Here is a 25,684-nt window from a genome sequence, read left to right on the forward strand (position 1 = left end):
GTCCAGTTCGCGCCGCAGCTGGTCCAAGGCGGCGTCGGCAGCGAGGGCGATCGCCCCCTCGAGGCCGCCCGTGTCCTCGTAGACCTCGTAGCGCAGCTTGCGGGCCTCGGTGTCCCGGCGCAGCCACAGCTCGCGCAGGACGTGTTGGAGCAGCGGCAGCCGCCCGGGCTGCTCGGCGGCGGCGTTGACGAGCTCGGCGACGAGGGTCGGGTCGACCTCGTAGCCGACGCGCCGGGCCGGCTGCTCGATCGCCGCGCGGACCTGATCCCTGGCCATCGGCGGGAGCACCAGGTAGGTCCCGGCGTGGAGGACTCGGGCGAGGGCTTTGACCTCGAGGCAGCGGTGGACGAAGTCGGCTCGCAGGGTCGACACGACCCACAGTCCGGTGTCGCTGCGCGTGGCCTTGATCAGGTTGTCGAGGAAGGCGGCGGCCTCCGGTGACGCGCGCCCAGGCCCCAGGCCCGCCTCGGTGAACAGCTCCTCGAGCTGATCGACCACGAGCAGCACGCGAGCGCGGGGCTCCAGCTCGGGGCCGGTCGCAACCCAGCTGGCGATGACGGAGCCGAGCGTGGTCGCGTCTTCGCTCAGCTTCGCGCCCAGCTCAGTGACCGAAGACGCGGGCCCGCCTCGCCTCCCCTGAAGCTCGACCAGCGCCCGCGCGAGGGCCTCGCAGGGCCGCGCGCCGGGGCGCAGCACAGCGATCTCCCAGCCCTGCCCCTCCCCCAAGACCCCGCCGCGCAGCGCGGGGCACAGACCGGCCATGACCAGCGACGACTTGCCCGACCCCGAGCCACCGACCACGCTGAGAAAGCGACGGGCGCCGGGCCTCAGGCGCTCGATCAGCTCGGCGGTCTCTCGCTCGCGCCCGAACATCCAGCGAGCGTCGCGCTGGCGGAAGGCCTCGAGCCCGCGGTAGGGGCTGAGCGCGTCGACCTCGACGCCCGCGAGCCGGGCCTCGTCGGCCAGCCACGCGCTGCGATCCTGCGTCGCCCCGATCTGCGCCGCGAGTCGAGCGACCGCGCCGTCCCAGTCGTCCTCGGCTGCGATCCTGACCCGCGCGAGCGCGCGCCCGGGCCCGGGGTCCGGGCGCGCGTCCGGGAGCTCGACTTCCCAGACGGAGCTCGAGTCCCGCTCGATCCGCGCGCAAAGCACCTCGTCGAGCCCGGCCTCGGTTGGGCCCCCGCCCGGGCCACGGCACACCAGCACGCCCGGGGCCTCGGCCAGCGCCGCGGGGGCGCGCCGCGGCGCGTCGGGCTCCCAGACATCGAGCCAGGTCCGGACGCCGTGGGCGAGCAGGTCCTCGCACAGACGCAGGACGACCAGCTTGTCGGTCCTGGGGTGGGCGACGAACACGTACTCGGGCGGCGCGCGGGTGTCCTCACCGGCCGCGAGCGCGTCGAGCAACGCCCGCATCGACTCGAAGCGATCTTCGGCCGCCGACGCCAGCCCGCGGACGAGGATCGCCCGCAGCCACGGCGAGATCTCGGCCTCGCTCGGCGGCGGCTGCAGCTGGCCGCGCTCGACCACTTCGCGCAGCCGCGGGAGCGTGTCGGCGGTGTAGGGCCGCGCGCCGTAGAGCGCCTCGTAGAGCGCAACACAAAACGAGAATTGATCGCTGGCCGCGTCGGCCAGGCCGCCGCGCAGCTGCTCGGGGGCCATGTACGCGGGCGTACCCACGAGCGCGCCGGTCTGTGTCATGCGCGTGGACGCCAGCGCCGCGCCCCCCGACGAGGTCCGGCCCTCGTCGTCGCGCTGGACCGAGCGCGCGACACCAAAGTCCATCACCCGCACGCGCCCGTCGTCCCCGACCATCACGTTGTCGGGCTTGAAGTCCCGGTGAACGATGCCCTTGGCGTGAGCCGCAGCGAGCCCCTCGCCCGCCGCCATGAACACCGCGAGGATCTCGTCTCGGCTACGCGACGCCTGGTCGGGCCCCCCCGCCAGCCAAGCGCCGAGCCCGACCCCCTCGACGTGGGCCATGACGATGAAGGTCGTGTCCTCGACCTCGCCGATCTCGTAGACCGGCACGACGTTCGGGTGGGCGAGCTTGGCCATGGCCTGGGCCTCGATGACCAGGCGTCGGCGCAGCTCGGGGTCGCCCTCGACCGCGAGCTTCTTGATCGCGACCTTGCGGTCGAGCTTGCGGTCGTGGGCGGCATAGACGACGCCCATCGCCCCCCGCCCGAGCTCGTGGAGCAGCTCGTAGTGGGCGAGCAGCGGGACCTCGGACTCGATCCCGAACATCTCGGCGAGCAGGCGCTCCCGCTGGTGCCGCAGCACGACGGGGTCAATCTCGGGTTTGGGAAGGGGCATCCCGTTGTGCACTGCAGACTAGCAGCCCGGGGTGCAATGCATCGTGTCGCCTCGCGCCGGATTTTTCGCCGAGCGCGCGAAGCCAAAACGCCGCTGTACCGGGCGTACTACAAGTTTTGGCGACAAAACCATCGGCGAAAAGGCCAAGCGAGGCGCCGCGAGGCATTGCACCCCGGGCTGCTAGCAGGCTAACCCGAGCTCGTTTCGGCTTGGCGGCGAGCAGCCGAGACCGACCACGGATCCGCGCCATCAGCGAGCCCGCTGATGAACCCTCGCCTGCGATCGCTCGCCTGCGCGATCTTTTTTGAAACCAACTCGGGAGCTCTGCAACCGCTCGTGTGGAGGCCCGAGATGAACTTCGAACACTACCTCGACCACAACCGCCCCAACCCCAAGCGAGCCGCGCTCTTGACCCTCGCGGCCGCGCTGTCGATCAGCGGCACCACGATGATGCTCGCGGCCGGGTGGGTGGCCGGCAAGATGTCGATCGCGCGGGTCGATCCGCCCTCGACCGAGTACATCCTGCTGTCGATGACCGCCGACCAGCCGACCCCGCCGCCGCCGCCACCGCCACCGCCGGCCGGCGCCAGCGAGGAGCCCGAAGAGCCCGAGCCCGACGACGAGGTGCCCGAGGATCCCGAGCCCCTCGAGGAGGTCCAACCCGACAAGCCGACGAAGATCCCCGATCCAAAGGCCGGCGGCGCGGTCGGTGGCGTCCCCAAGGGTGTGCCCGGCGGTCAGTTTGGCGGCGTGATCGGGGGCATCCCCGGCGGGGGGATCGGCGAGCGCAACCCGCTGGCGATCTCGGTCAAGCCCGCGGCCAAGGACACGATCACCAAAAAGCCCCTGGCCGCGGTCATGGCTCGCGCGGTCTACTCGCCCGACCCCGACCGCAAGCTGCTCCAACAGACCAAGGCGGCGAGGTTCGACAAGCGCGACGGCAAGGCCACGGTCTCGTTTTGCATCGACGCCAACGGCAAGGTCGTGAACGTGAAGACCAAGTCCAAGTTTCCCGGCGATCCTCAGGTCGACAAGATCCTCCGGACCACGATCGCGTCGTGGCGTTTCAAGGCGAGCGAGGTCGGCTCGAAGAAGATGAAGACCTGCACCGAGCGGACCTTCTCGCTCAAGTTCCAGTAGCTGCGGCATCGTCGCGCCATGCTCCTGTGCCATGGCTGCGAGTGTCACGTCCGCGACGACGAGTCGAGCTGCCCCTTTTGCGGCGCGGCGCTCGGAACCACGACCGCGCCACGCCCAACGCGGCTCGGCAGCATGGCCCTGAGCGCTGGCCTGACCCTGCTCGGCTGCGCGACCGACACGGGCCCGAACGACACCGCCGCCGACGGCGGCAGCACCTCGATGATCGGCGGCGAGGGAAGGGGAGCGACAGCGCCAGCCTCTACATGCTCACGGCCGATGCCGAGGGCGACTACGAGTTTGCGGTCATCGACGCCGACTTCACCCCGGTCCTCTCGCTGATCGACTACGTCTGCTCGCCGACCGACGAGCTGAGCTGCAGCCTGCCGCTCGAGACGCTCACGCAGCCGCTGCTCGCTGTCGACAGCGACGACGGGCAGGCCGAGGGCACCGCCACGCTCACGATCACGCCGCTGTGAGCGGGTCTCAGGCCGGCAACAGGGCCCGGCCTTCGGCCTTGGCCTTGGCGAAGCGGTAGGCATCGGCCGCGAGCGCGGCGTTGGTCACGAGGCGCGTGGTCGGGGTGAGGCAGCAGACTCGCGGGCCCGGATCGCGCGCTCGTACACGGCCCAGCTGCGCCGGAGCTGGGTCTCGAAGGTGAACGCGCGCTCGTAGGCCGCGCGGCCGGCCGCGCCCTGCCGACCGCGGAGCTCGGCGTCGACGATCAAGGGCTCGAGGGCGTCGGCGAGGGCGTCGGGATTGCTGGCGGGGATCAGCGCGCCGGTCTCCCCCGACACCACGGCCTCGGCGACCCCCCCGACGTGGCTGGCGACGACCGGCAGCCCGGCGCGCATGGCCTCGAGCGTGGAGATCGGGAAGCCCTCGTGGGTCGAGCTCAGCACGAAGATCTGCCCCTTGGCGAGGCGCTCGGGCACGTCGTCGCGCGAGCCGAGCAGGCTCACCCGATCCCCGAGGCGGTGACGCGCGACGGCCTCGCGCACGCGGGAGTCGAGGGGGCCGTCACCGATCAGCTCGAGCTCCCAGCTGAGCTTTGGGGCTCGGGTCTCGAGCCGCCCGAGGCCCTCGATGAGGGTCAGCGGATCCTTGGGCGCCTGGAGCCGAGACACGGCGATGATGCGCGCGGGGCTGCGGCTGGGGTCGGCGCGCAGGGCCTCCGGGAGATCCGGGATCGCGTTGTGAACCAGGTGGAATTTGCGGGCCGGGGCCACGCGTAGATCAACCCCGCGCTGAAGATCCGCCGCGGAGACCGCGATGATCGCGTCGGCCAGAGGCGCGGTGAGGGTCTCGAGCGCGCGGGCGATCATCATGCGCGGACCAGGCTGCCAGCCGAACACCCAGCCGTGGACGGTGTAGACCGTGGCCACGCCCAAGCTGCGGCCGGCGAGGCGGCCGAACCAACCGGCCTTGGTCGAGTGAGCGCTGACGACGTCGGGATCGAAGCGGCCGAGCGCCTGGCGAAGCTCGAACAGGGCGCGGAGGTCCCGGGTCGGATCGATCGCGCGGACCAGGTGCTGGAGGGGCTCGTAGGGGACGCCCGCGCGGTCGAGGCGATCGAGGAAGGGCCCCTCGCCACCGACGAAGACCCGGACGGTGTGGCCGGCCTCGAGCATGCCCCGAGCGAGGAGCTCGACGACGACCTGGGCCCCGCCGACCGCGTCGGAGCGCGTGATCACGTGAGCGACGCGACGGCGGGGTCCCTGCCGGGGATCGAGCTCGTCCGTCATCGCGCGGATAGTAGCAAGGCGATCGGCGAGGCGCCCCGATCACCGCGGGGCCGTCACGGTCACGGCCCGGCGAAGACCGCGGCCAGGTCTTCGGCGCGCTTGGCCTGCGCGGCCCAGCGCTCGAGCTGCTCGGGGTCTTTGCAGGTGCGGATCCGGGCCTCGGCCGGGGCATCAAGGGGGATGTTGCGGAGCTCGAGAATGGTGAGCACGAGCTCGATCAGGCCCTCGAGCTGCCCCTCGCGCTTCCCCTCGAGCTTCCCCTCGAGCTTGCCCTCGAGCTTCCCCTCGAGCTTCCCCTCGAGCTTCCCCTCGAGCTTGCCTTTGAGTTGGCCCACGCGGAGGCCGTCGTGGTACGCGACGCTGTCGAGTTCGATTTGAGTCAGTTCGTATCGTTCTTCCATCGTCAGTGCTCCCAGTAGGATGTCGCGGTGGTGCTCGGGCAAGACGCTCAGGAGACTCGAAGCATAGCGCCAGCGTCGGTCGTCCGCGAGCTCCAGGGTCACCCGCATCGCGACGCGAAAGACCTCCAGGTCGCCGGCATGGATCAGCGCCGACAACACCGCCTTGGACGGTCGGCGCCGAGCTTCGTCAAGGCGGGTCACCCGCGGCATGTTCTGTCGGTCGAGAACCAGCAAACCTTCACGGGCAGGGACCTCCAGCCGCCCGAGGCTGCGGGCCCAGCGAGAGACAGCATCCGACAAGGGCACAACCATGACCATGGTGGTGAGTTGGAGGCGCTCGGCCAACAGCGCCCAGTAGACCCACAGGCGCCAGCGCTTGAGCGAGTCGACCTTCTTCTGGACCTCGAGGATCATCGCTACGCCCTTGTGTACGTGGCCCCGAGCGTGATGTCGCTTCACGGTGGCGGACAGGGCCAGGTCCGGTCGCAGCTCGCCCGTGTCGCCAAAGCACGGCGCGAAGCGATCGAGCTCGGCCTTGCGGTTGGTGACGTGGGTGAACCGGGGCAGCTCGATGCCAAACACGCGACGCGCGAGGTCGAAGGCCAGGCGGGGGTCGTCCTGAAACACACAGACGACTCCCTGGTGGAGCGAGGTCGGCATCGAGGACCAGGACCAACGCAAAGGCCGTGCCGTACAATTCCCTCGTGATCTCGCAAAGGGGCCACGTTCGAGTGGCCAGCCAGCGGGACGGCGGCCTGCGAGCGGGCCACCGCCGATGGCTCAGCGATGGGCCGGACCGCGATCGAGCAGGGCCAAGAAGCGGCGATGGCGAGCGAGCTGCTCCGCGTCGGCGCGGCCGCGCAGCATCCCTTCGACGGCCCGAGTCACGCGCTCGCGCTCATGCTCGATCCACGCGCCAAGCAGCGGGTCGGCGCTCGACCGCAGGATCGGTCCCAGCTCACGGTCGCGCTCGTCGAGCGGCGGCCCCTCGCCAGGCTCGGCGACCACGATCACGTAGAGCCGGCCCTGGTCCCGGGCCAGACACTCGTCGACGATCCCCCAGCCAAGCTCACGAAGGCAGGCGCGCAAGCTCCCGAGCTTGGGGAAGCCATGGTTGGCCTGGACGATCAATCGCCGCACGCCGACCAGCGCGCCCGCCCCCGCCCTCAGCAGGCGCTCGGCCAGCGGCGCGCCGATGCCCGCGATGACCACGGTCCCGACCTCGCCCGGGTTCAAGACCGCGAGGCCGTCACCCTCGCGCAGCTCGATCCGCGCAGCCAGGCCACTCGCATCGACGAAGCGCCGGGCGGCCGCGAGCGGCCCGGAATTGATGTCGCCCGCGATCGCCCGCGGCGCTCGCCCGCACGCGACCACGGCCACAGCGAGGCGCGCGTGGTCACAGCACAGATCTGCGACGGCCAAGCCCGGCAGCACCCGCTCGGCGATCGCCCCGAGCCGCGGACCGAGCTCGCTCACTCCGCGCTCGCCCCCGTGCGCGGCGGCAGCTCGGTCCGCGCGACGAGCTCGTCCTTCTCGGGCTCCTTGGCGGCGCGCGCGTCCAAGGTGCTCACCTCGCTGTTGTGGATCACGAGCGCGTCGGCTGGCGCGCTCGCGGGCGCATCGACTTTGGGCTGGTTGCAAGCCGTCAGCGAAATCACCACGAACACGGCGCACAGACCCCGGGATGATTTCGGACCCATCGCGCCCAGTTTACCCGCCCAAGCCCGTGTGCGAGCCTGCGGACCCCGCGATGCACGACCCCAACCAGCGCCCCATCCTCCTCGCCTTCGCGCTCACCCTCGGCCTCGGATCGGGGTGTGACAAGCCCGCCGACCACCCCCAGACGGCGACGCCGGCCGAGAAGGAGGCCGCGCCCAAGCCCGAGACCAGCGGCTACGCCCTCCAAAACCCCGAGCTCGACGCCGCCGCGCTGAAGGCCAAGGTCGCGCAGTTTCAGCCGGTCGTGCTCGAGGCCGACGTCGCCGCCTTGCCAGCGAGCGAGCGCGCGGCCCTCGACGAGTTGATCGCGGCCGCGCGGCTGCTCGACCCGGTCTTCAATCGTCAGGTCTGGGCCGAGTACCCGACCCACGCCCAGCGGCTGGCCGAGGCCGCGGAGGCCGGGGGCGAGATCGAGCAGCTGCGCCTCGACTACTTCCAGATCATGCGCGGCCCCTGGGACCGCCAGGATCACTTCGCGCCCTTTGCGATCAACATCCCCCACCCGCCGGGCGCGGGCTTTTACCCGCCGGGTGTGAGCGCCGACGAGTTCCGGGCCTTCGCCGATCAAAACCCGGCCATGCGCGAGGGCCTCGAGAGCCTGTTCACGCTCGTGCAGCGCGATCCGCAGGACCCGACCAAGCTCGTCGCGGTCCCCTACCGCGAGGCCTTCTCCGAGTGGCTCGAGCCCGCGGCCCAAAAGCTCGAGGCCGCGGCCGCCCTGACCCAAAACGAGTCCCTCGCAACCTTCCTGCGCTCGCGCGCGGCCGCGTTTCGCAGCGACGACTACTACCAATCCGACAAGGACTGGATGGATCTCGACTCGCGCGTGGAGATCACGATCGGGCCCTACGAGACCTACGAGGACGAGCTGCTCGGGCTCAAGGCCAGCTACGAGGCCTTCGTGACCGTGTCGGACCCCGAGGCCTCGAACAAGCTCGGCGTCTACAAGGACTGGCTGCCGAAGATGGAGCAGCACCTCCCGGTCGCCAAGGAGGTCAAGACCGAGCGCGGGGCCGAGAGCCCGATCCGCGTGGTCGATCTGGTGTTCACGTCGGGCGACGCGCGCAAGTCGGTCCAGACGATCGCCTTCAACCTGCCCAACGACGAGCGCGTGCGCGCGGAGAAGGGCGCCAAGAAGGTCCTGCTCCGCAACGCGATCAACGCCAAATTCGACGTGATCATGCGGCCGATCGCCGAGCGCATCCTCGACCCCAAGCAGCTGCCCTCGCTCTCGCAAGAGGCGTTCTTCAACGAGGTCCTGTTTCACGAGCTCAGCCACAGCCTCGGGCCCGCGATGGTCGAGCTCGATGGCCGCGAGGTCGAGGTCCGCGTCGCGCTCGGCTCGAGCTACTCACCGCTCGAGGAGGGCAAGGCCGACGTCATGGGCGCGTGGAACATCTTGTTCATGATCGACGAGAAGCAGTTCCCCAAGGACTTCCGCGACGAGCTGCTCGTGACCTACTTTGCGGGCCTGTTTCGCAGCGTTCGCTTTGGCGTGGCCGAGGCCCACGGCAAGGGCGCGGCGTTTCAGATCAACCGCTTCTTGGAGGAGGGAGCCGCGACCTTCGACGAGAGCACGGGGCTGTTCAGCGTCGACACCAAGAAGCTCGAGGCCTCGATCAAGACCCTCGTCCACGACGTCGTGATGCTGCAGCACGCGGGCGACAAGGCGGCCGTCGACGCGTTCCTGGCCAAGTACGCCGTGATGTCGCCCGCGATGGAGCAGGCCCTCGGCCAACTCGACGGTATCCCCGTCGACATCAAGCCGATCTACCCGGTCGCGGGCGAAGCCCAGTGACCGGGCACGAGGCGCGCGGACGCGGGCGCAGCCCGGCGGGTCGAGGACGGCCCTAGCAGCCCGTGGTGCAACCCCTCGCGCCGTCTCGGCGCGAGACGACACGAGGGGTAGTGCGCGCCGCTGAACCACCACCAGGTCGCCTGATCGATGATGACCTCCCACGCAAATTCCCCCGTAGCAGGCCTGAGCGTGGTCCGATCACCCGGCATCATCTCGACGACTTGCTCGGCGACCTGGATCTCGAAGGTGCCATCGAGGTCGTGCTGGGGCGCCAGCTCGCACATCTCGCGCAGATTGTCGTGTTTCGGGCATGGGACATCACTTTGGGCTGTCAGGATCGTGCTTGTCGCGGGCGTCCTCGATGACCTCTCGGGCCTCCACGCGATCTTCGAGGTCCGCCGAGGGGACCTCCTCGTGGCCCTCGCGCTCGCCTGGCTCGTGGCTGAGGGTGATGAGGATCGGAAAGTGATCAGAGCCAAACCGTCCGAGCCGCCGCATCTCGACGAGGCGGAGCTCTTCAGAGAAGAACACGTGGTCGAGAGGCCAACGCATGAGCGGAAATTTGGCGTGATAGGTCGCGTAGATGCCCCGACCGATGCGCGGATCGAGCAGCCCGCTGATTCGTTGAAAGCGGCGGGTCGTACTCGACCACGCGACGTCGTTCATGTCTCCGGCGACGATCACCGCCAGCGGCGAGCGCTTGGCCGCCGCGCCGACCACCAACAGCTCCGCGTCTCGCTCGGTCGAGGCCAGGTTCTCAAACGGCGTGGGCGGTCGCGGGTGTAGACAATAGAGCTGGATCTGCGCCCCGCTCGGCAGCGCGACGCGGGTCTCGATCGAGGGGACATCGTCTTCGATCAGGTAGCGCACCTGGGGATCGATGAGCTCGAGGCGCGAGTACAAGGCGATGCCGTAGGTGTTGTCGAGGGGACGAAGCACCCTGTAGGGGTAGTCCGCGTCGAGGACCGCGAGCTGCTCTCGCCACCAGGTGTCGGTCTCGACGGCCAGCAGGAGGTCGGGTTGCTCGGCGCGAAGCTTCGTCAACAGCCGCGACGCGTCGCGATTGTCGATCAGGACGTTGGCCACAATCAAGGTGATCTGCTCGGCCCCCTCGCGCGTCGCTCGCTCGGCCTGCGGCGAGACGAGCGCCGTGTACTGGACGATCTGCTTGACCTGATAGCCGAGGCTCGCGACCAGAATCAGCGCGACCCCGGCGGCGACCCAGGTCCGACGCACCCCCGAGTACAGGGCGCAGCCGCCGAGGAGCGCGAGGATGAGCCCGAGCATGATGGCGAGTTGCAGGCGGGGAAAATCGAAAGCCCGGATCCACCAGTCGCGCAGCGGCAACAACGGCAACACGGTCGCGACCGAACACAGGACGCCAAGCACCACCAGCGAGATCTTGATGGTTGGGATCATCAAGGCCGTTCTTAGCAAGATGCGATGATGGGTGAGCGCGCAACAACTGAGGCGGAGTCAAGGGGCGTGAAGATGCTGGCGCTCGGGGCGGCGACGCTCGCAGCCTGCCCGCCCGCAAGGGATGCGCTCGAGTTGTGGTTGTGGGCGGGTCCCGGCCCCTGACCTGCACCTCCGAGGAGGACTGAGGCCGCGAAGGGGCGTGTACAGCCGCAGCGCTTCCCATTTAACTTAGGATTCCGCTGATGACCTCTGATCTCTTCGCCTTCCTCTCCACCCTTCAAAGCGAGGGACGACTCGTCTCACCGATCGACCTCGAGATCCTCGAGGCCCCCTCGGAGGCCGTCGCGGCCGAGACGATGGACGCGTGGTTCGACGGCGCAAACTGGCGCGCGACCGGGCACCGCGTGGTGGCCTTCGCCCAGGACGGCACCGGCGGCCAGTTCGGGCTGTGGCACTACCCCGAGCTCGACGGCGAACCGCCGGTGGTCTTGCTGGGCTCGGAGGGCAGCGCCGCGGTGCTCGCCGACTCGCTCCTCGACTTTGTCCGGCAGACCTGCGCTGGCATGCAGTGGTACCCCTTCGAGGGCGAGTGGAACCCGATCGATGAGGACGAGATCGACGAGGATGACGAGTACGCGCTCGACCTCGCCGGCCTCCGAGCCCGCGCGGACGCCGAGCTCGGCCCGTGGACGGAGACCTCCGAGGCCATGATGAAGCGCGGCGTCGAGCGACACCCCGACTTCAAGGCCTGGGTCGAGGGGCTGCGCGGGTGAAGGGCTAAGGCTAGCACCCCGGGCTGCTAGAAGCTGACGTCGAGGTAGAGGTTCCCGACCGTCAGCCACTGCTTGTAGACGCCGTCGGCGCTGGCCTGGCGGGTCGGCGCCTGGAACTCGTTGAACACGTTCTGGCCCTTGGTATCGAGGGGCAGGTAGATGATCTGCCCGACCGTCGCGCCCATCGCGAGGTGCTTGTGGGCCTGCCACAGCGCGCCGAGCGTGACGCTGATCTTGTCCATGTCGAACAGGACCGGATCCACGGTCTCGACCGGGATCGCCGAGCTGTCGTAGCCAAGGCCGATGTAGGTCTCGAGCTCGTCGATGAACCAGTACCCGACGCCAACCCGCACGCCGCCCGCGTCCTGCCAAAAGCGCGGGAGGTGCTGGGTCACCGCGACGACGTCGCCGTCCTCGGCCCCGCCACCGCCGAAGTTGCTCGGGTCTTCGAGCGCCGTGTCGGCGTTCTCGTACTCGCAGCTGCGCTGGTCGCTGCTCTCGGCCTCGAGGATCATCACGCACTGCTTGTCGAACACCGACCAGCGGGTGTAGTCGGCGAACACCCGCAGCTCGAGCTTGGGGATCGGGCGCACGCGAAAGCCGAGGCGGATGATGTCGGGGTAGCTCTGGGTGACCTCGACGGGGGTCGGGGTGACGTTGCCGGTCGTGAAGATGTTGGTCAGCGTGCCCTCGAGCGCCATGCCGCCCGAGACGTTGGGCTGGCTGGTGTAGGAGGCGCCGATCCAAAAGACGTCCTTGACCGGCTGGACCGTGAACCCGGCCGCGAAGCCCCCCTGCCAGCCGCTGGCTTTGAGCCAGCTGCGGCCCTCCTTGAGCGCGAAGTCGCCGGGCTGGCCCGAGACCAGGTTGTCGGTGCCGTCGGCGTTGCGGGCCCGGACCGTGTCGATCGAGCTGTAGATCGCGCTGCCGCTGAAGCCGATCGTCAAGTTGGCGGCGGCCTCGATCTTGAACGCGAGCGCGCCAGTTATGTAGAACGAGCGCAGGTTGCCGTCGATCGCGTACCAGCGCTGGACGCCGTCGTAGGCGCCCGGGAAGTCGGCGCTGTCGTTGAACGCGTCGTTCTTGTTCCAGGTCGCGCCGCCGCCAAAGGGCACGTAGACGGCCGCGCCGCCATAGATGAACTTGGTCCCGAAGTCCGAGGTCACGCCGAAGAAGGGCGCGCCCGCGACGTTGAACAGGTCGGCGGTGCCGTTGTTGGCCCCGTTGGCGTACTCGAGGCTGAGCGGCTGCTCCATGTCCGGGTCCTGGCCCGGGTTGTAGTTGACGGCGCTGTCGGGCCGCTCGTAGCGAACCTTGCGCAGGGCGATCAGGCCATCGACGAAGATGTGCGTGCCCTCGGACAGGGCGATCGCGCCGGGGTTGTAATAGATGCTGGTCGCGTTTGGGCCGGTCGGGTGGCCGTGCTCGCCGCCAAAGCGCGCGGTCCCGATGCCCGAGGCGTCGGCGGTGGAGGTCCACAGCCCGACGCCCAGCAGCGCGGCGAGGGGAGCGGCGAGAGCCCTGCCACAGCGGCGGGTCGAGGCGAGGCGAGGCGAGGCGGAGAAGCGTGGGGTGCTCATGGTGAGGATCGCTTGGGTCGAGGAGAGAGGGGCACCGGGCTTCAGCTCAGATCTGGCTGCACTTGTAGGGGAAGTCGGTCGGCAAGGTGCTGGGGTCGGAGCCGTCGTCGGCGAGCCGGCTCGCGGCGAAGAACGAGCCCGGCTCGAGCGGAGCCTCGAGCGGGACCGTGACCATGCCGGCCACGTCGCCGCACATCGTGTCCATGTCGAGGACCTCGCCGGAGATCAGCAGCGTGGCCTCGATGTCGCTGCCCGTGATCGGGTTGGCGGCGCCCGTGACCTTGACCAGGCCCATGTCGACCTCGAAGGACCCGTCGGCGGCGATCGGGATGTCGTCGAAGACCAGGGGATCGCCGACGAACTCGCGCGGGGTCAGGATCTCGCCCTGATCGAGGCTCAGCGGCTGGAACGAGAAGTCGGCGACGCCGCCGAGGCCGTCGGCCGAGGCCGTGAAGGTCACGGTCGTCGCAAACTGCATGGGCAGATCCGGGCCGAGGTTGGTCTCGACCGCGAACAAGAAGTTGCCCGTGACGTCCGGGAGGTCGGGCGAGTCCGCGGGTGGGACCATTTCGCAGCGGTAGGGGAAGGTCGTCGGCAGCGTCGCGGGATCGCAGCCGTCGTCGTCGATGCGCAGGGCGCCAAAGAACGAGCCGGGCTCGAGCGGGGCCTCGAGCGGGACCGTGACCATGCCCGCGACATCACCGCACAGGGCGTTGGAGTGGACGATGCGCCCGGTCGTGACCAGCGTGGCCTCGATGTCGCTGCCCGTGATCGGGTTGGCGGCGCCCGTGACCTTGACCAGGCCCATGTCGATCTCGTAGTTGCCGTCGGCGTCGAACTCGACGCCCTCGTAGTTGAGCGGCTCGCCAACGCACTCGCGCGGGGTCAGGGTCTCGCCCTGGTCGAGGCTCAGCGGCTGAAACGAGAAGTCGGCGGTCGCGCCCGAGCCGTCTTCGGCGATGACCATGTTGCTGATCGTCGTCGAGAACTGCATCGGCAGGTCGGGCCCGAGGTTGGTCTCGACCGCGAACAGGTAGGTGCCGTTCATGTCGGGGATGCCCTCGACGCCCGTGTCACCGTCGCCGTCGCCGTCGCCTTCGCCTTCACCCGCGTCGAGGCGGTGATCCTCGCTCGCTTCGAGGAACTCGTTGAAGCGAGCCTCGGGGTCCGGGCAGCCGCTGGCGAGCAGCGTGAGCCCGCAGAGGCTCAAACTGGCGAGGCGAGTCTGCCAGGGGGGACGGGGTGCGTATCGTAGGGCCATGCGGGTCGTCTCCAACGGGCGAGCGGAAAGCTCGCGCCGATGGTACACGACCACGCCCCGCGGGCGGGGAATCAAGCTTCCGGCAGCGCCCGAAGATCGGCGACCGCCGAGACGATCTGCTCGGGCTCGGCCTGCACATCCGCGACCTCGCACAGCCACTGCGCGGCCTCTTCGAGGTCGCGGATTGTGCGCATGGGGATGTCGGTCCGGCCCTGAAAGATCTGCGTCATGATGCTCGACATGATCGAGGCACCGAGACCGACGAGGCCACCGACGACGGTGGCCATCGCCTCGACTCCCGGGTCATCCGTCGTCGCCTCGCGGTAGTACGAGCGGACCTCGGGGCCCATCGGCGGCAGGATCTTGTCGGGGACCATCAACAGCGGGGCGCGGCCAACTCGCTGCGCGAAGGTGGCGTAGCGGCCGAGCTCGAGCTTGGCCTCTTCGAGGGTCGGCGGCTCCGCATGGTGGATGATGAACAATCGACCCACCTCCGCTGTCCTGGGCTCACGCGCGCTCGTCATCAGTCGGGGTTCTAGCACGAACGGCGGCCGGACCGCAGGCCAGTGTGGCTAGTGGGGCTAGCCTGGCCGATTTTGGACCCCGGCCAGCTGATTCAAGAAGGCGCCCGCGAGCTCCTCCATGGTCTCGGTCGTGAGCTTCTCTCGCTCGCGCAGATCGCAGTGCTCGATGACGCCGCTGTCCTCGTCGGGGAGCTCCTCGAGGAAGCGGCTGGGCAGGATCTCGAGCTCGCGCCCGCGATCGACGCGGGTCGCCGCCCGAGTCAGCCACAGGCGGTCACGGGCGCGGGTGATGCCAACGTAAAACAGCCGCCGCTCCTCTTCGATGTCACCGGAGATGGCATCGGAGAGCCGCGGGGCGTCGGTACGCTTGTGTGGCATCGTCCCCTCCTCGACCCCCAGTATGAACACGTTGCCCCACTCCAGGCCCTTGGCCGAGTGGAAGGTCGAGAGCGTGACGAGGTCGGGCGTCTGGTCGCCCTCATCCTTCTTCTTGAGGTCGATGTTGCCGAGGTACTCGCCCCACTTGGGCTTGGTCTTGGCGTCCCAGGCTCGGCTCTCGAACTTGCCGACGCTGGCGAGCAAAAACTCGACCGAGTTCCACCGGTTTTGTGTGACCTTGCCCGAGCCGGTGTCCTTGAGCACGCTGTCGCGCAGCCGGACCTCGTCGAGGAGCTTGCGCAGGGCGTCGGCGACGGTCGACTGGTGGGCGTCGGCCTGGGCGTGGCGGATCTGCTGAGAGAAGCGCTCGAGCGCGTGGCGAGGCCGACCGCCGATCCCCTCGATCTCGGCGACGTGGTGGACGGCGTCGATCAGCCGCTTGCCGTGGCCCTCGGCCCAGGCGTCGAGGCGCTCGATGGTCTTGCGCCCGATGCCCTTCGAGGGCGTGTCGAGGGCCCGCCGAACCGCGATCTCGTCGGAGGGGATGACCAGCAGCTTGAGGTACGCGATCGCGTCCTTGACGACCTTCTTGTCGTAGAAGGGCTGGCCGCCGAGGACCCGGAAGGGGACCCCGTGCTCTTGCAGGTTCTGCTCGATCGCGCGGGCCTGGCGGCTCGAGCGGTAGAGCACGGCGATCTCGCGCCCGGGCGCGCGGCGGCCCTGGATCAGCTCGTAGATCTTGTCGGCGACCCACTTGGCCTCCATCGGCCCGTCGCGGGTCACGACGACCTCGACCTTTTCGCCGCCGCTGCGCTTGGGCACCAGCTCCTTGTCGTGGCGCGAGCTGTTGTGGACGATCAACGCGTTGGCGCAGGTCGTGATCGGCGGCTTCGAGCGGTAGTTGGCCTCGAGCTTGATGACCTTGGCGTCGCGGAAGTAGACGTCGAAGCCGAGGATGTTGGCGACCTTGGCCCCGCGCCAGCCGTAGATCGCCTGGTCGTCGTCGCCGACCACGCACAGGTTGCGCTCGGGCCCGAGCAGCTCGAGCAGCATCTGAAACTGGGCCGTGTTGGTGTCCTGGTACTCGTCGACGAGGAGGTAGCGAAAGCGCTGCTGCCAGCGCTTCTTGCACGAGGGGTCCTCTTGGAGGCGCGAGGCGATCCGGCACACGAGGTCGTCGAAGTCGACGCACGCGAGGCTGCGCAGGCGGTCCTCGTAGGCGTCGTAGAGCTCGGCCGCGATGTCGTCGTAGTCGTTGGACGAGATGATGTTCTTGACCTGCGCGGTGGTCAAAAAGTCGTTCTTCCACAGGCTGATGCGCTGGACCACGGCGCCGAGATCGAAGCGTCGTTTGCTCGCCGGGCCGTGGTAGCCGTGCTCGCGCAGGAGCGAGCGGATGATCCCGTAGACGTCGCCCTGGTCGAGGATCTGGAAGCGCTTGGGCACGCCGAAGCCCTTGGGATCCTCGCGCATCATCCTCGAGCCGAGGCTGTGGAAGGTGCCCAGGACCAGGGCCTCGGCCCGCTTCTTGCCCACCATCTTGGCCAGGCGCTCGCGCATCTCGTCGGCGGCCTTGTTGGTGAACGAGAGCGCGACGATCTGCTCGGGCTCGACCCCGCGCTCGAGCAGGTGCGCGATCCGGTGGGTGATGACCCGGGTCTTGCCCGAGCCGGCGCCAGCGAGGACCAGCAGCGGGCCCTCGATGTGGAGCACGGCCTCGCGCTGCGCAGGGTTGAGAGCGGAGAGATCCACGGGTCGGGCCTTTTAGTTGGTTGCGATCTTCGACGCAAGCTGGACGCACCAGACGCCGTCAGCCGAGCAGCTTCTCGGCCCACGCGTCGGCGCGAAAGCCGATCAGCGCGACGTCCTCACCGACGACGAGCGGGCGCTTGATCAGCTTGCCGTCGGCGGCGAGGGCCGCGAGCGCGTCGGCCTTCGACGTGGTCGCGAGCTTGTCCTTCCACCCGCCTTGGCGGTAGCTCTGGCCCGAGGTGTTGAACAGCTTGCGGAGCTCGACCTCGGCGAGCTTCATGACCTTGGCCAGGGTGGTCTTGCTCGGCGGGCGCGCGACGATGTCGACGCTGCGGTAGGCGATGCCCTCGGCCTCGAGCCACTTCAGAGCCTTGCGGCAGGTCGAGCAGTTTGGGTACTGGTAGACCACGACGGGCTTGGCGGCGCTCATGGCCTGCGCTTGTGCCCCGCTTCGAGCCGCGCCGTCAACCGTGCGATGCTCGGGCCATGCGCCGCTGGCCTGTGCCTGTTCTCGCCCTCGCCCTGGTCGCCTGCGCCAAGCAACCCGCGCCCCGCGACGCCTACGAGGGCGCGCCGCAGCGCGCGGCGATCGTCGCCGAGTGCGGCCCCAAGCTCGTCGACGACGAGGGCCGCGCGTGCGTGCAGATCGACGTGTTCGCCGAGGGCGAGGGCCCGCCCGCGGCGCCGGGCGAGTGGCTGTGGATCCACTACATCGTCACCCTGCCCAACGGCGCGCAGATCGACAGCTCGCACGAGCGCAAGCCGCTCTCGCTGCGCCTCGGTCACAGCGGTGAGGTCATCGAGGGCATGCACCTCGGGCTCGCGGGCATCCGAGTCGGCGAGCGTCGCCGCTTCGTGGTCCCGCCCAAGCTCGGCTACCGCGGCGCCAAGATGGCTGGGGTGCCGCCCGACGCGAACTTGACCTTTCTGGTCGAGCTGATGGAGCGGCGCGAGAGCCTTTGACGTACCATGCCGCCGTGGCCCACGCCCACGCCCAGCCCGACTGCGTCTTTTGTGGCTACCGCGAAGCCCCGGTCCACCTGCGTCGGCCGAAGTTCGAGATCCGTCGGTGCCCGCACTGCGCGGTGCTGTGGTGTGATCCGACCCGCTTCGACGACGACTTCAGGCCCGACAACGAGGCCGCTTACCTCGAGGTCGAGGCCACGATCCACACCGAGAACGCCGCCCGGCTCGAGCAGCTGCTGCGCTTCGCCGGGCCCGACAGCCACCCGCGCCTGCTCGAGGTCGGCTGCATGCACGGCGACTTCGTGTACCAGGCGCGCGGGGCCGGCTACGACGCGCGGGGGGCGGACCTGTCGGCGACCGCCGTCGAGGAGGCCAACCGTCGGATGCCCGACGCCGTCAGCCTCACGACCCTCGACGACAGCTTCGCCGACGCCTCGCTCGACGTCGTCGCCGCGTTCAACGTCGTCGAGCACATGGACCGACCCGACGAGTTCCTGGCCCAGGTTACCCGGGTCCTTCGCCCCGGCGGCGTGCTGATCGCGGAGACCCCGGCCCAGGAGAGCGTGTACCACCACGTGTTGTTCATGCGCGGCCGGCTCCAGAGCCAGGGGGCCTACGAGGTCGGGGTCTACCCGGGCACCCACATCTTCAAGTTCGGCCGCCGGGCGTGGGCGACGATCCTGCGCGACCGCGACTACGAGGTCCTCGACATCGCCCCGCGCTCGACCCCGATGCGCGAGCTCCTGGCCAAGAACAAGCACGATCCGATCTTGCGCGCGGGCATCGTGGGCTTTGGGCTGCTCGGCCGGGTGACCGGGTGGGAGAACCGGATCCTCGTCACGGCCCGGCGCAGGTGAATGACGGCCGTCAGGGGATCCTTCACGCCTGTTTTGCATCCAGCTTTGGTTGACCAAAAGCGGGCTGGCTCGCGGACAAGGGCCGGGCGTGGGTGTACATTCGGGCCATGCGGACTGTCTTAGGGCGTGGGGGTGTGAGCGCCTCGACCGCCAACTCCGGACCTGCTCTCGGGCCTCGCTTGCCCTCCCCAGGCGGCGTCGTCGGGCTGTGCACGCTCGCGATCGCCCTCGGCGGCTGCGGTCGCTCCGACACGGTCCTCTACGTCGACACCGACAACGAGGGCACGAGCTTCAGCTACGAAGACACGGCCGAGACCACCGACACCGAGACCGACACCGAGACGAGCGGCGAGTGCAGCGACGGCTTCGTCGATCCGGGCGAAGACTGCGACGACGGCAACACCAGCAACGCCGACGCCTGCACCAACGAGTGCCTGTTCAACTTCTGCGGCGACGGCTACGTCTACGAGGGCGTCGAGGAGTGCGACCCGGGCGAGGGCAACATCGGGCCCAACCAGGCCTGCGTGCCCGGCTGCATGATCAACGTGTGCGGCGACGGCTTCACCGGGCCCGGCGAGGCCTGCGACGACGGCAACCCCTTCGACGGCGACGGCTGCAACAGCGACTGCACCACGGGCCACTGCGGCAACGGGATCGTCGATCCCGGCGAGGACTGCGACGACCAAAACAGCGACAACACCGACGCCTGCCTCAACACCTGCGTGGCGGCCAGCTGCGGCGACGGCTACGAGCGCGCCGGGCTCGAAGAGTGTGACGACGGCGCGTTCAACGGCGCCGACGCCGACTGCACCCCGGTCTGCTCGACCAACGTGTGCGGCGACGGCTACCAGCACGCGCTCGACGAGGCCTGCGACCCCGGGGCCGAGAACATCGGCCCGGGCATGGCCTGCCTCAACGGCTGCGTGCTCAACGGCTGCGGCGACGGCGACCAGGGCCCGGACGAGATCTGCGACGACGGCAACGCCGACAACACCGACGACTGCACCGAGCTGTGCGAGCCCGCGACCTGCGGCGACGGCTTCGTGTGGGCCGGCAACGAGGACTGCGACGATCAGAACCAAGACGACGACGACGCCTGCCACAACGACTGCTCGCGGACCGAGATCGTCAACGTCGCGGTCGGCGGCAACCACACCTGCGCGCTGTTCGACCACGGCAAGCTGGTCTGCTGGGGCAACGGCGACGACGGGCGCACGGGCTACGCGACCGAGGAAAACCTCGGCGACGACGAGCTCGCGGGCAGCTTGGGCTTCGTCGACGTCGGCGGGCCGATCACCTCGGTCGTCGGGGGCATCTCCCACACCTGCGTCAGCTACGCGGGCGGCGAGGTCCGCTGCTGGGGCCGGCCGACCGACGGCCAGCTCGGCTACGGCAACGTCGTCACGATCGGCGACGACGAGGTCCCGTCGAGCGCGGGCTTCGTCGACCTCGGGGCGCCCGCGACCTTGCTCGCGTCCGACGGCGGGGCCTTCCACAGCTGCGCCCTGCTCAACAACGGCAACGTGGTCTGCTGGGGCCGCGAGGCCGAGGGCCGGCTCGGCTACGCGCTCGGGGGCCTGAACGAGGACGTCGGCGACGACGAGACCCCGGCCGAGCACGTCGCGACCTTCGGCCCGGTCATGGTCGGCGGCAACGTCACCGACCTCGTGCTCGGCTTCTCACACACCTGCGCGCTGCTCGACGACGGCACGGTCCGCTGCTGGGGCGAGGCCGACAACGGCCAGCTCGGCTACGGCAACGCCAACGACATCGGCGACGACGAGACCCCGGCCAGCGCCGGTCCGGTCCCGATCGGGGGCACGGTCACCCAGCTGGCCAGCGGGTGGTTCCACAACTGCGCGCTGCTCGACACCAGCGAGGTCAAGTGCTGGGGCAAGGGCAACGAGGGCCGGCTCGGCTACGGCAACGTGGCCTGGGTCGGCCTGATCAACACACCCGACGCGGTCGGCTTCGTCGAGGTCGGCGGCACGCCGACCAAGCTCGCCGCCGGCTCCGCCCACACCTGCGCGCTGCTCGACGACGGCACGATCCGCTGCTGGGGCTGGGGCGCGCGCGGCCAGCTCGGCTACGGCAACGCGACCAACATCGGCGACAACGAGCCCGCTGGCAGCGGCGGCCCCGTGGAGATCGGCGGGCTCGCGGTCGACATCGCCGCCGACGGCAACCACACCTGCGCGACCCGAGCCGACGGCCGGATCGTGTGCTGGGGCGACGGCGGCGAGGGTCGGCTCGGCTACGGCAACCAGGACTTCATCGGCGACGACGAATTCCCCGCCGCCGCGGGCCCCGTGCCGCTATTTTAGACCCCCCTGGCCGCTTGTGCACTTTGCCACGCACGGCCGCAAGCGGCCGGTCGCTCGTTCCTCGCTCGGTGGGCTCTCATGTGCCCTGCAACGGCATGCGTGGCCCCCTAAAGGGGGCTGGTTTAGACCCCCTGGCCGCTTGTGCACTTTGCCACGCACGGGGCTGGTTTAGACCCCCCTGGCCGCTTGTGCACTTTGCCACGCACGGCCGCAAGCGGCCGGTCGCTCGTTCCTCGCTCGGTGGGCTCTCATGTGCCCTGCGACGGCATGCGTGGCCGGCTGGTTTAGACGCCCCTGGCCGCTCGTGCACTTTGCCACGCACGGCCGCCAGTGGCCGGTCGCTCGTTCCTCGCTCGGTGGGCCCTCATGTGCTCTGCAACGGCATGCGGGGCCCTTACAAGGGGGCTTGGGCCTGGCCATGGTATCGGGTAGCGGGCCATGGCTGAGGGGAAGCTGATCCGGGACGGGTTCGACGCCACCGTCGTGGTGCTCATGGCGCTCGGGGCGGTCGTGTTCATCGAGCCGGCGCCCTTCGATCTGCTGATCATCTTGTTGTTGCCGGTCGCGCTGCTGCTGCGACGGCTGGCGATCCCGAGCTACGGCGGGTTCGCGCTCGTGGTCGTCACGCTGTTTTTGTTGGCCAACGTCGTGTCGCTGATCCCGGCCCGCGAGATCGACGTCGCGCTGCGCTTTGGCGCGATCACGGTCTATCTCGTCGTGGCCTGGGTGTTCACGCTCGGGGTCGCGGGCAAGCAAGGCGAGCGGGGCACGCGGCTCGTGATGTTCGGCTGGACCTGGGGCGCGGTCATGACGACGGCGGTCGCGATCGCCTCCTACTTTGGCCTCCTGCCCTTCGCCGAGCAGCTCGCCTACCAGGGTCGGCTCAACGCGCTGTTCAAGGACGCCAACGTGCTCGGGGCCTACCTGGTCGCGCCCGCGGTGTGGTCGGCCTCGCGCCTGGTGTCGCTCGAACGCGGCAGCCGCCTCCCGTGGGCGCTGGCGCTGGTCGTGTGCGGGCTCGGGATCTTGCTGAGCTACTCGCGCGGCGCCTGGATCAGCCTGTCCGTCGCAATGTTGGTGTTCTTCGGCCTGCGCATGGTCGGCTACGGGTCGCGCCGCTCGCGGCTCATGACGCTGCTCGCGGTCCCGGTCGCCGCGGTCCTGCTCGCGGTCGCGCTCGATCGCATGGTCGAGATCGGCGTGGTCCAGGACATGCTCGAGCAGCGCTTTGGCCCCCAAGCCTACGACGTCGATCGCTTCGCGACGCAGGCCGAGGCGATCGAGGTCGCGGCCCAGCGACCCTTCGGGATCGGGCCGGGCCAGTCCGAGCGAACCTTCACCCGCGCCGCGCACAACACCTACATCCGCGGCTTCGTCGAAAATGGCTACGTCGGCGGGCTGGCGCTGGCCGGGTTGATGCTCTCGTCGCTGGCCGTCGCGCTGTGGGTCGCGCTCAGCTCACGCGAGCCCCGCCGACAGGTCGCGATGGCGGTCGTCGCCGCCTCGCTGATGGCCGTGTGCATCGAGTCTGTGGTCATCGACACGGTCCACTGGCGGCACATGTGGATCCTGGCCGCGCTGGCGTGGACGCCCGCGCTGCGCCCACGCGCTCAGACGGACGCGCTCAGTCGCGCTCGAAGCTGAGGTCGCGGATCCAGTCGGCGAGGATCTCGGCCTCGCGGGGGGTCAAGTCCGCCGGCAACGAAACCTTGACGCGCAGGTCCCTGCGCAGCACGTGACTGTGCTCGATCATCCACTCGGCGCCCGAGCCGGGCGCCCGAACCTCGCGGTCCTGCCGGGGCGGGGCTTCGTTGGCTGAGGCCTCGGACACCAGCCCCACGCCGAGATCCAGCGCAGGCTGAGTCGAGACCATCTCCGGCGCCCCACTCGCTGCCCCACTCGCTGCTTCGTCGAGCTCAGGCGCATCGTCGAGACCGGCGGGCTGACCTGGGCCTAGGCCCTGGCCCGCGTCTCGCTCGACGACTCGAGCGGCGAGCTCGGCCGGCGCGACGGTCCACTCGAGCCGACTGGGGTGGCCCTTGCGACCGACCTTGAACTCGCCGCAGCCGGCCTCGTCGAGGCTCCGCAGCAGCGCGATCGCGTCGCGCCGGCCCACGTCGCCATCACCAGTGAGCTCGTCGACCGTCGTTCGACCCTCGTCCACACCGCGCTCGAGGATCGAGTCGAACAGCGCGCGAGCGCCCGGTTGGGAGCGATAGAGTTCGAGCAGTGCGTCGTCGTTCGTAGACATCTTGACGTGGACGGGAGCTCCCGCCGCGGCAGACCCTAGCCCGAGCGACATCGCCGGAACTAGTGTGCGGAGCCATGCGCGCAGGTGCGGCCCAAAACGGGACGCTTATGCTCACATTGCCAGCCGCTCATGGATCGCTTTCGCCCCTCGCGTTGCGAACACGCTCGGCGAGCGCTCGCCGACGGCGGCGCTCCGCTGGTTTGGCTCGGCGCGCGAGCAGACCATCGATGAGCTCCTCGGCCCGGCTCAGCGAGGCCTCGTCGGCGAGGCGCAAGAGCCCGAGGATCAGCAGCTCGTCGATCACCGCGGGATCCTTGATGCGGCTGTTGAGCCGCGCTTGCTCGAGCTCGGCCACGGCGGCCTCGGTCTGGGCCCGTGTCTGGTGCTTGAAGCGAGCGTTGGCGCGAAGTCGATGGGCGGCCTCCTCGTTGGGCTGCAGCTGCACGAGCAGGCGCGCGTGGTGCAGCGCGAGCCCGGGGTTGTCGGCGTCGAGGGCGAGCTGGGCCTGGATGCGCAGGGGCTCGGGGTCCTCGGGGTGCGTGCGCGCGCGGGCGCTTGCGAGGGCGCGGGCGTGGGCCGGGGACCGTCGCGCGATCGCGCGGGCGAGCGGCGTCCAGGCCTCGCTGCTGTCGGGCGCGATGGTCGCGAGCTGCTCGGGCGCGGGAACGCCCGCGATCAGCCAGTCGACCAGCTCCTCGGACACCGGCTCGCGCATGGTCTCGAGCCCGCGCTTGATGTGCTCGATCGAGGCGAGGGGCGAGCCGAGCTCGGCGGCCGCCGTGGCCGCGAGCAGGTGCGCGTCGAGGTTGGCCGGCCGCAGCCGCGCCGCGACCTCGGCTCGGTCCAGGGTCTCGTCCCAGTCACCGCGCTCGGCGGCCTCGCGGGCCGCGGCCAGGTGCAAGAAGGCGTCGAGCGGGGTCTGGCGCAGCGCGGGCTCGACCGCGAGCTGACCATCGAGGACCGCGCGATCTCGGGGACGCCGCTGCGACCAACTCCCGGGGATCGACGTGAGCGCCACGGCCAAGCCCACGACCATCGCCACGAGCGTGGCGATCAAGACCCGGCGGTGCGACCACGTGCGGCCCTTGGCCGACACCCCGAGCGCGCCCGCGAGCGCCACGGCCGCGGCCGAGACCCCGAGGAAATCGAGGGAGAAGTCGACGCAGCTGTGGATCCCGAGGGCCAGGAGACCACACAGCCCGAGTCGACGGGCGAGGCCCTCGTTGGCCCGAAAGCTCCGCCACCACCACCAGCACAGGCCCAAAACCACGACGCCACCGGGCACCGGACCCCACTCGACCAGGAACGCGATCGGCGTCGACTCGAGGTGCGTGAACAGGATCGCCCCGGGCCTACGGTCGACGAGGGGAAAGAGATCCACGAAGGTCCCGCGCCCGGTCCCGAGCACCGGTGACGAGGGGATCAGGGCCAGGCCCTCGCGCGCGACACGAAATTTATCGGCGAAGCTCGCCGGGTCGCGGAGGGTGCTGAGCTGGTCCCAGGCGCCCTGGCTCGCGGCCAGCCCGAGCATGCCGAGCACGATCACCGCCAGGCCCACACGACGGCGGCGGCCGTGGCTGGGCTCGTTGCCCGCGGTCTTGGGCTGGCGCAGGCCGAGCGCGAGCGCGAGCGGAGCGACGATGACCAGGCTCGCGAGCGCCCCGCGAGACATCGACAGGACCAGGGCCGTGGTCTGGATCGCGATGGCGCCCGCGGCCAGGTAGGCGCGGTCGGCCAGGCGCTCGCTGGCTTGGCGACCCCGAGCCTCTCGGGACCGGGCGTGAAGATCGACGCCCACGGACGCGGCGGCGAACACCCCGACGAGCAGGAGGCCCGACTGATGGTTGGGGTTGACGAAGCTGGTCAGGAGCGGCGAGCCCAGCGCCTGTCCGAGCCCGAACAGCTCCTGGCGCGGCACGTAGACCCCGTAGATCGCCTCGGCCCCGATCAGCTTCTGGCTCAGCCCGACGAGCGCGACGAGGGTCCCGGCCAGGCTCACGTAGGCCGCGACCAGCCGCCAGCTCAGCTGGGCGGCGGCGACGAACAGGCCGGTCAGCGCGAGCAGGCGCGCGAACTCGAGCCCGGTCTGGCCCGGGTGGACCGAGAGCCGATTCCACGGGCCGAGCCCGGTGCCGTCGAGGATCTCCGCGACCGTGCTCGACAGCCCGGGCGCGAGCGCGCGCAGCAGCGCCGGGGGCAGCGGCATCCACTGGATGAAGGTCAGACCGGCCGCGAGCAGGCCCAGCCACCACAGAGCCGGGACGCGCAGCGGCGAGTCACTCCGCAGGCATCGCCGCACGAGCAGGCCGGCGACGACGAGCACGAACGCGGGCACGACCCAGGGCTTGACCCCGCCGAGCCACAGCGGAGGCCCGGCGACGGCGAGCAGCAGCAGCGCGCGGGACCACGGCAGCCGCCCGACGCCCATCGAGCGCGACGTTGATCCGGGGTGATCCTCGTCGGGAACGCTTCGCCGCTCGCGCACG

At 70.0% G+C, this 25,684-nt stretch carries 22 protein-coding genes; 8 read left to right on the top strand and 14 right to left on the bottom strand.

Features of this window, described 5'->3' with window-relative positions:
* Positions 1–2,313, bottom strand: a 2,313-nt coding sequence (locus ENSA5_RS07590) for a serine/threonine-protein kinase (protein WP_146155432.1), incomplete at its 3' end; no start/stop codon positions are given.
* 351 nt (positions 2,314–2,664) lie between these two features.
* Between ENSA5_RS07590 and ENSA5_RS07600 the strand changes: the two genes are divergently transcribed.
* Both ENSA5_RS07600 and ENSA5_RS07605 read left to right on the top strand, forming a co-directional pair.
* Positions 2,665–3,453 (top strand): energy transducer TonB, encoded by a 789-nt coding sequence (locus ENSA5_RS07600; RefSeq protein ID WP_181197484.1) that lies wholly within the window; start codon positions 2,665–2,667, stop codon positions 3,451–3,453.
* A 263-nt stretch (positions 3,454–3,716) separates the two neighbouring features.
* Complete coding sequence (locus ENSA5_RS07605; RefSeq protein WP_106390966.1) at positions 3,717–3,929, top strand: hypothetical protein; 213 nt, start codon at positions 3,717–3,719, stop codon at positions 3,927–3,929.
* 84 nt (positions 3,930–4,013) lie between these two features.
* Here the strand turns inward: ENSA5_RS07605 and ENSA5_RS07610 are convergent, their stop codons facing one another.
* From ENSA5_RS07610 to ENSA5_RS37210, 4 genes are all read right to left on the bottom strand, one after another.
* Entirely contained in the window at positions 4,014–5,195 is a 1,182-nt protein-coding gene (locus ENSA5_RS07610) for a glycosyltransferase family 4 protein (protein ID WP_106390967.1), read from the bottom strand.
* Positions 5,196–5,254: 59 nt separating this feature from the next.
* Positions 5,255–6,256 (bottom strand): hypothetical protein, encoded by a 1,002-nt coding sequence (locus ENSA5_RS07615; protein WP_106390968.1) that lies wholly within the window; start codon positions 6,254–6,256, stop codon positions 5,255–5,257.
* A gap of 120 nt (positions 6,257–6,376) precedes the next feature.
* Positions 6,377–7,072 (bottom strand): tRNA (adenine(22)-N(1))-methyltransferase, encoded by a 696-nt coding sequence (locus ENSA5_RS07620; protein WP_181197485.1) that lies wholly within the window; start codon positions 7,070–7,072, stop codon positions 6,377–6,379.
* A complete protein-coding gene (locus ENSA5_RS37210; protein WP_181197486.1) occupies positions 7,069–7,296 on the bottom strand; it encodes a hypothetical protein in 228 nt (75 codons plus the stop codon). Before ENSA5_RS37210 ends, ENSA5_RS07620 begins: the two co-directional genes overlap by 4 nt.
* 50 nt (positions 7,297–7,346) lie before the next feature.
* Between ENSA5_RS37210 and ENSA5_RS07625 the strand changes: the two genes are divergently transcribed.
* Complete coding sequence (locus ENSA5_RS07625; RefSeq protein WP_106390970.1) at positions 7,347–9,113, top strand: DUF8614 domain-containing protein; 1,767 nt, start codon at positions 7,347–7,349, stop codon at positions 9,111–9,113.
* On the opposite strand, the gene ENSA5_RS07630 is transcribed toward ENSA5_RS07625, so the two are convergent.
* Both ENSA5_RS07630 and ENSA5_RS07635 read right to left on the bottom strand, forming a co-directional pair.
* On the bottom strand, positions 9,086–9,397 hold the full coding sequence (locus tag ENSA5_RS07630) for a hypothetical protein (RefSeq protein WP_106390971.1): 312 nt from the start codon (positions 9,395–9,397) through the stop codon (positions 9,086–9,088). The genes ENSA5_RS07625 and ENSA5_RS07630 overlap by 28 nt on opposite strands.
* Positions 9,398–9,431: 34 nt before the next feature.
* Positions 9,432–10,532, bottom strand: a complete 1,101-nt coding sequence (locus ENSA5_RS07635) for an endonuclease/exonuclease/phosphatase family protein (protein ID WP_106390972.1) — start codon at positions 10,530–10,532, stop codon at positions 9,432–9,434.
* 242 nt (positions 10,533–10,774) lie between these two features.
* Between ENSA5_RS07635 and ENSA5_RS07640 the strand changes: the two genes are divergently transcribed.
* A complete protein-coding gene (locus ENSA5_RS07640; protein ID WP_106390973.1) occupies positions 10,775–11,305 on the top strand; it encodes a hypothetical protein in 531 nt (176 codons plus the stop codon).
* 26 nt (positions 11,306–11,331) lie between these two features.
* Here ENSA5_RS07640 and ENSA5_RS07645 read toward each other — a convergent pair whose 3' ends face one another.
* The 5 genes from ENSA5_RS07645 to ENSA5_RS07665 form a co-directional block, all read right to left on the bottom strand.
* Positions 11,332–12,885, bottom strand: coding sequence for an OmpP1/FadL family transporter (locus tag ENSA5_RS07645; protein ID WP_106390974.1), 1,554 nt, complete (start codon positions 12,883–12,885; stop codon positions 11,332–11,334).
* Positions 12,886–12,931: 46 nt separating this feature from the next.
* Entirely contained in the window at positions 12,932–14,095 is a 1,164-nt protein-coding gene (locus ENSA5_RS07650; RefSeq protein ID WP_106390975.1) for a hypothetical protein, read from the bottom strand.
* Positions 14,096–14,217: 122 nt separating this feature from the next.
* A complete protein-coding gene (locus ENSA5_RS07655) occupies positions 14,218–14,637 on the bottom strand; it encodes a hypothetical protein (protein ID WP_146155435.1) in 420 nt (139 codons plus the stop codon).
* 90 nt (positions 14,638–14,727) lie between these two features.
* Positions 14,728–16,800, bottom strand: a complete 2,073-nt coding sequence (locus tag ENSA5_RS07660) for an ATP-dependent helicase (RefSeq protein ID WP_106390977.1) — start codon at positions 16,798–16,800, stop codon at positions 14,728–14,730.
* A 58-nt stretch (positions 16,801–16,858) separates the two neighbouring features.
* Positions 16,859–17,230: a Spx/MgsR family RNA polymerase-binding regulatory protein gene (locus ENSA5_RS07665; protein ID WP_106390978.1), complete on the bottom strand. Its 372-nt coding sequence runs from the start codon at positions 17,228–17,230 to the stop codon at positions 16,859–16,861.
* A gap of 56 nt (positions 17,231–17,286) precedes the next feature.
* On the opposite strand from ENSA5_RS07665, the gene ENSA5_RS07670 reads away from it, so the two are divergent.
* The 4 genes from ENSA5_RS07670 (at position 17,287) to ENSA5_RS07685 (ending at position 22,591) form a co-directional block, all read left to right on the top strand.
* Positions 17,287–17,763, top strand: a complete 477-nt coding sequence (locus tag ENSA5_RS07670) for an FKBP-type peptidyl-prolyl cis-trans isomerase (RefSeq protein WP_106390979.1) — start codon at positions 17,287–17,289, stop codon at positions 17,761–17,763.
* A 14-nt stretch (positions 17,764–17,777) separates the two neighbouring features.
* Positions 17,778–18,623, top strand: a complete 846-nt coding sequence (locus ENSA5_RS07675) for a class I SAM-dependent methyltransferase (protein WP_181197487.1) — start codon at positions 17,778–17,780, stop codon at positions 18,621–18,623.
* A 134-nt stretch (positions 18,624–18,757) separates the two neighbouring features.
* Positions 18,758–20,947: an RCC1 domain-containing protein gene (locus ENSA5_RS07680; protein WP_146155436.1), complete on the top strand. Its 2,190-nt coding sequence runs from the start codon at positions 18,758–18,760 to the stop codon at positions 20,945–20,947.
* A 438-nt stretch (positions 20,948–21,385) separates the two neighbouring features.
* On the top strand, positions 21,386–22,591 hold the full coding sequence (locus ENSA5_RS07685) for an O-antigen ligase family protein (protein WP_106390982.1): 1,206 nt from the start codon (positions 21,386–21,388) through the stop codon (positions 22,589–22,591).
* Here ENSA5_RS07685 and ENSA5_RS07690 read toward each other — a convergent pair.
* Positions 22,572–23,198: a hypothetical protein gene (locus ENSA5_RS07690; RefSeq protein WP_106390983.1), complete on the bottom strand. Its 627-nt coding sequence runs from the start codon at positions 23,196–23,198 to the stop codon at positions 22,572–22,574. The genes ENSA5_RS07685 and ENSA5_RS07690 overlap by 20 nt on opposite strands.
* A gap of 127 nt (positions 23,199–23,325) precedes the next feature.
* Positions 23,326–25,683 carry an O-antigen ligase family protein gene (locus ENSA5_RS07695; RefSeq protein WP_106390984.1) on the bottom strand — a complete coding sequence of 786 codons (2,358 nt, stop codon included), beginning with the start codon at positions 25,681–25,683 and terminating at the stop codon, positions 23,326–23,328.
* Position 25,684: the final 1 nt, after the last annotated feature.

The sequence above is a fragment of the Enhygromyxa salina genome, from assembly GCF_002994615.1.
In the GTDB taxonomy this organism is placed as follows: Bacteria; Myxococcota_A; Polyangia; order Nannocystales; family Nannocystaceae; genus Plesiocystis; species Plesiocystis salina_A.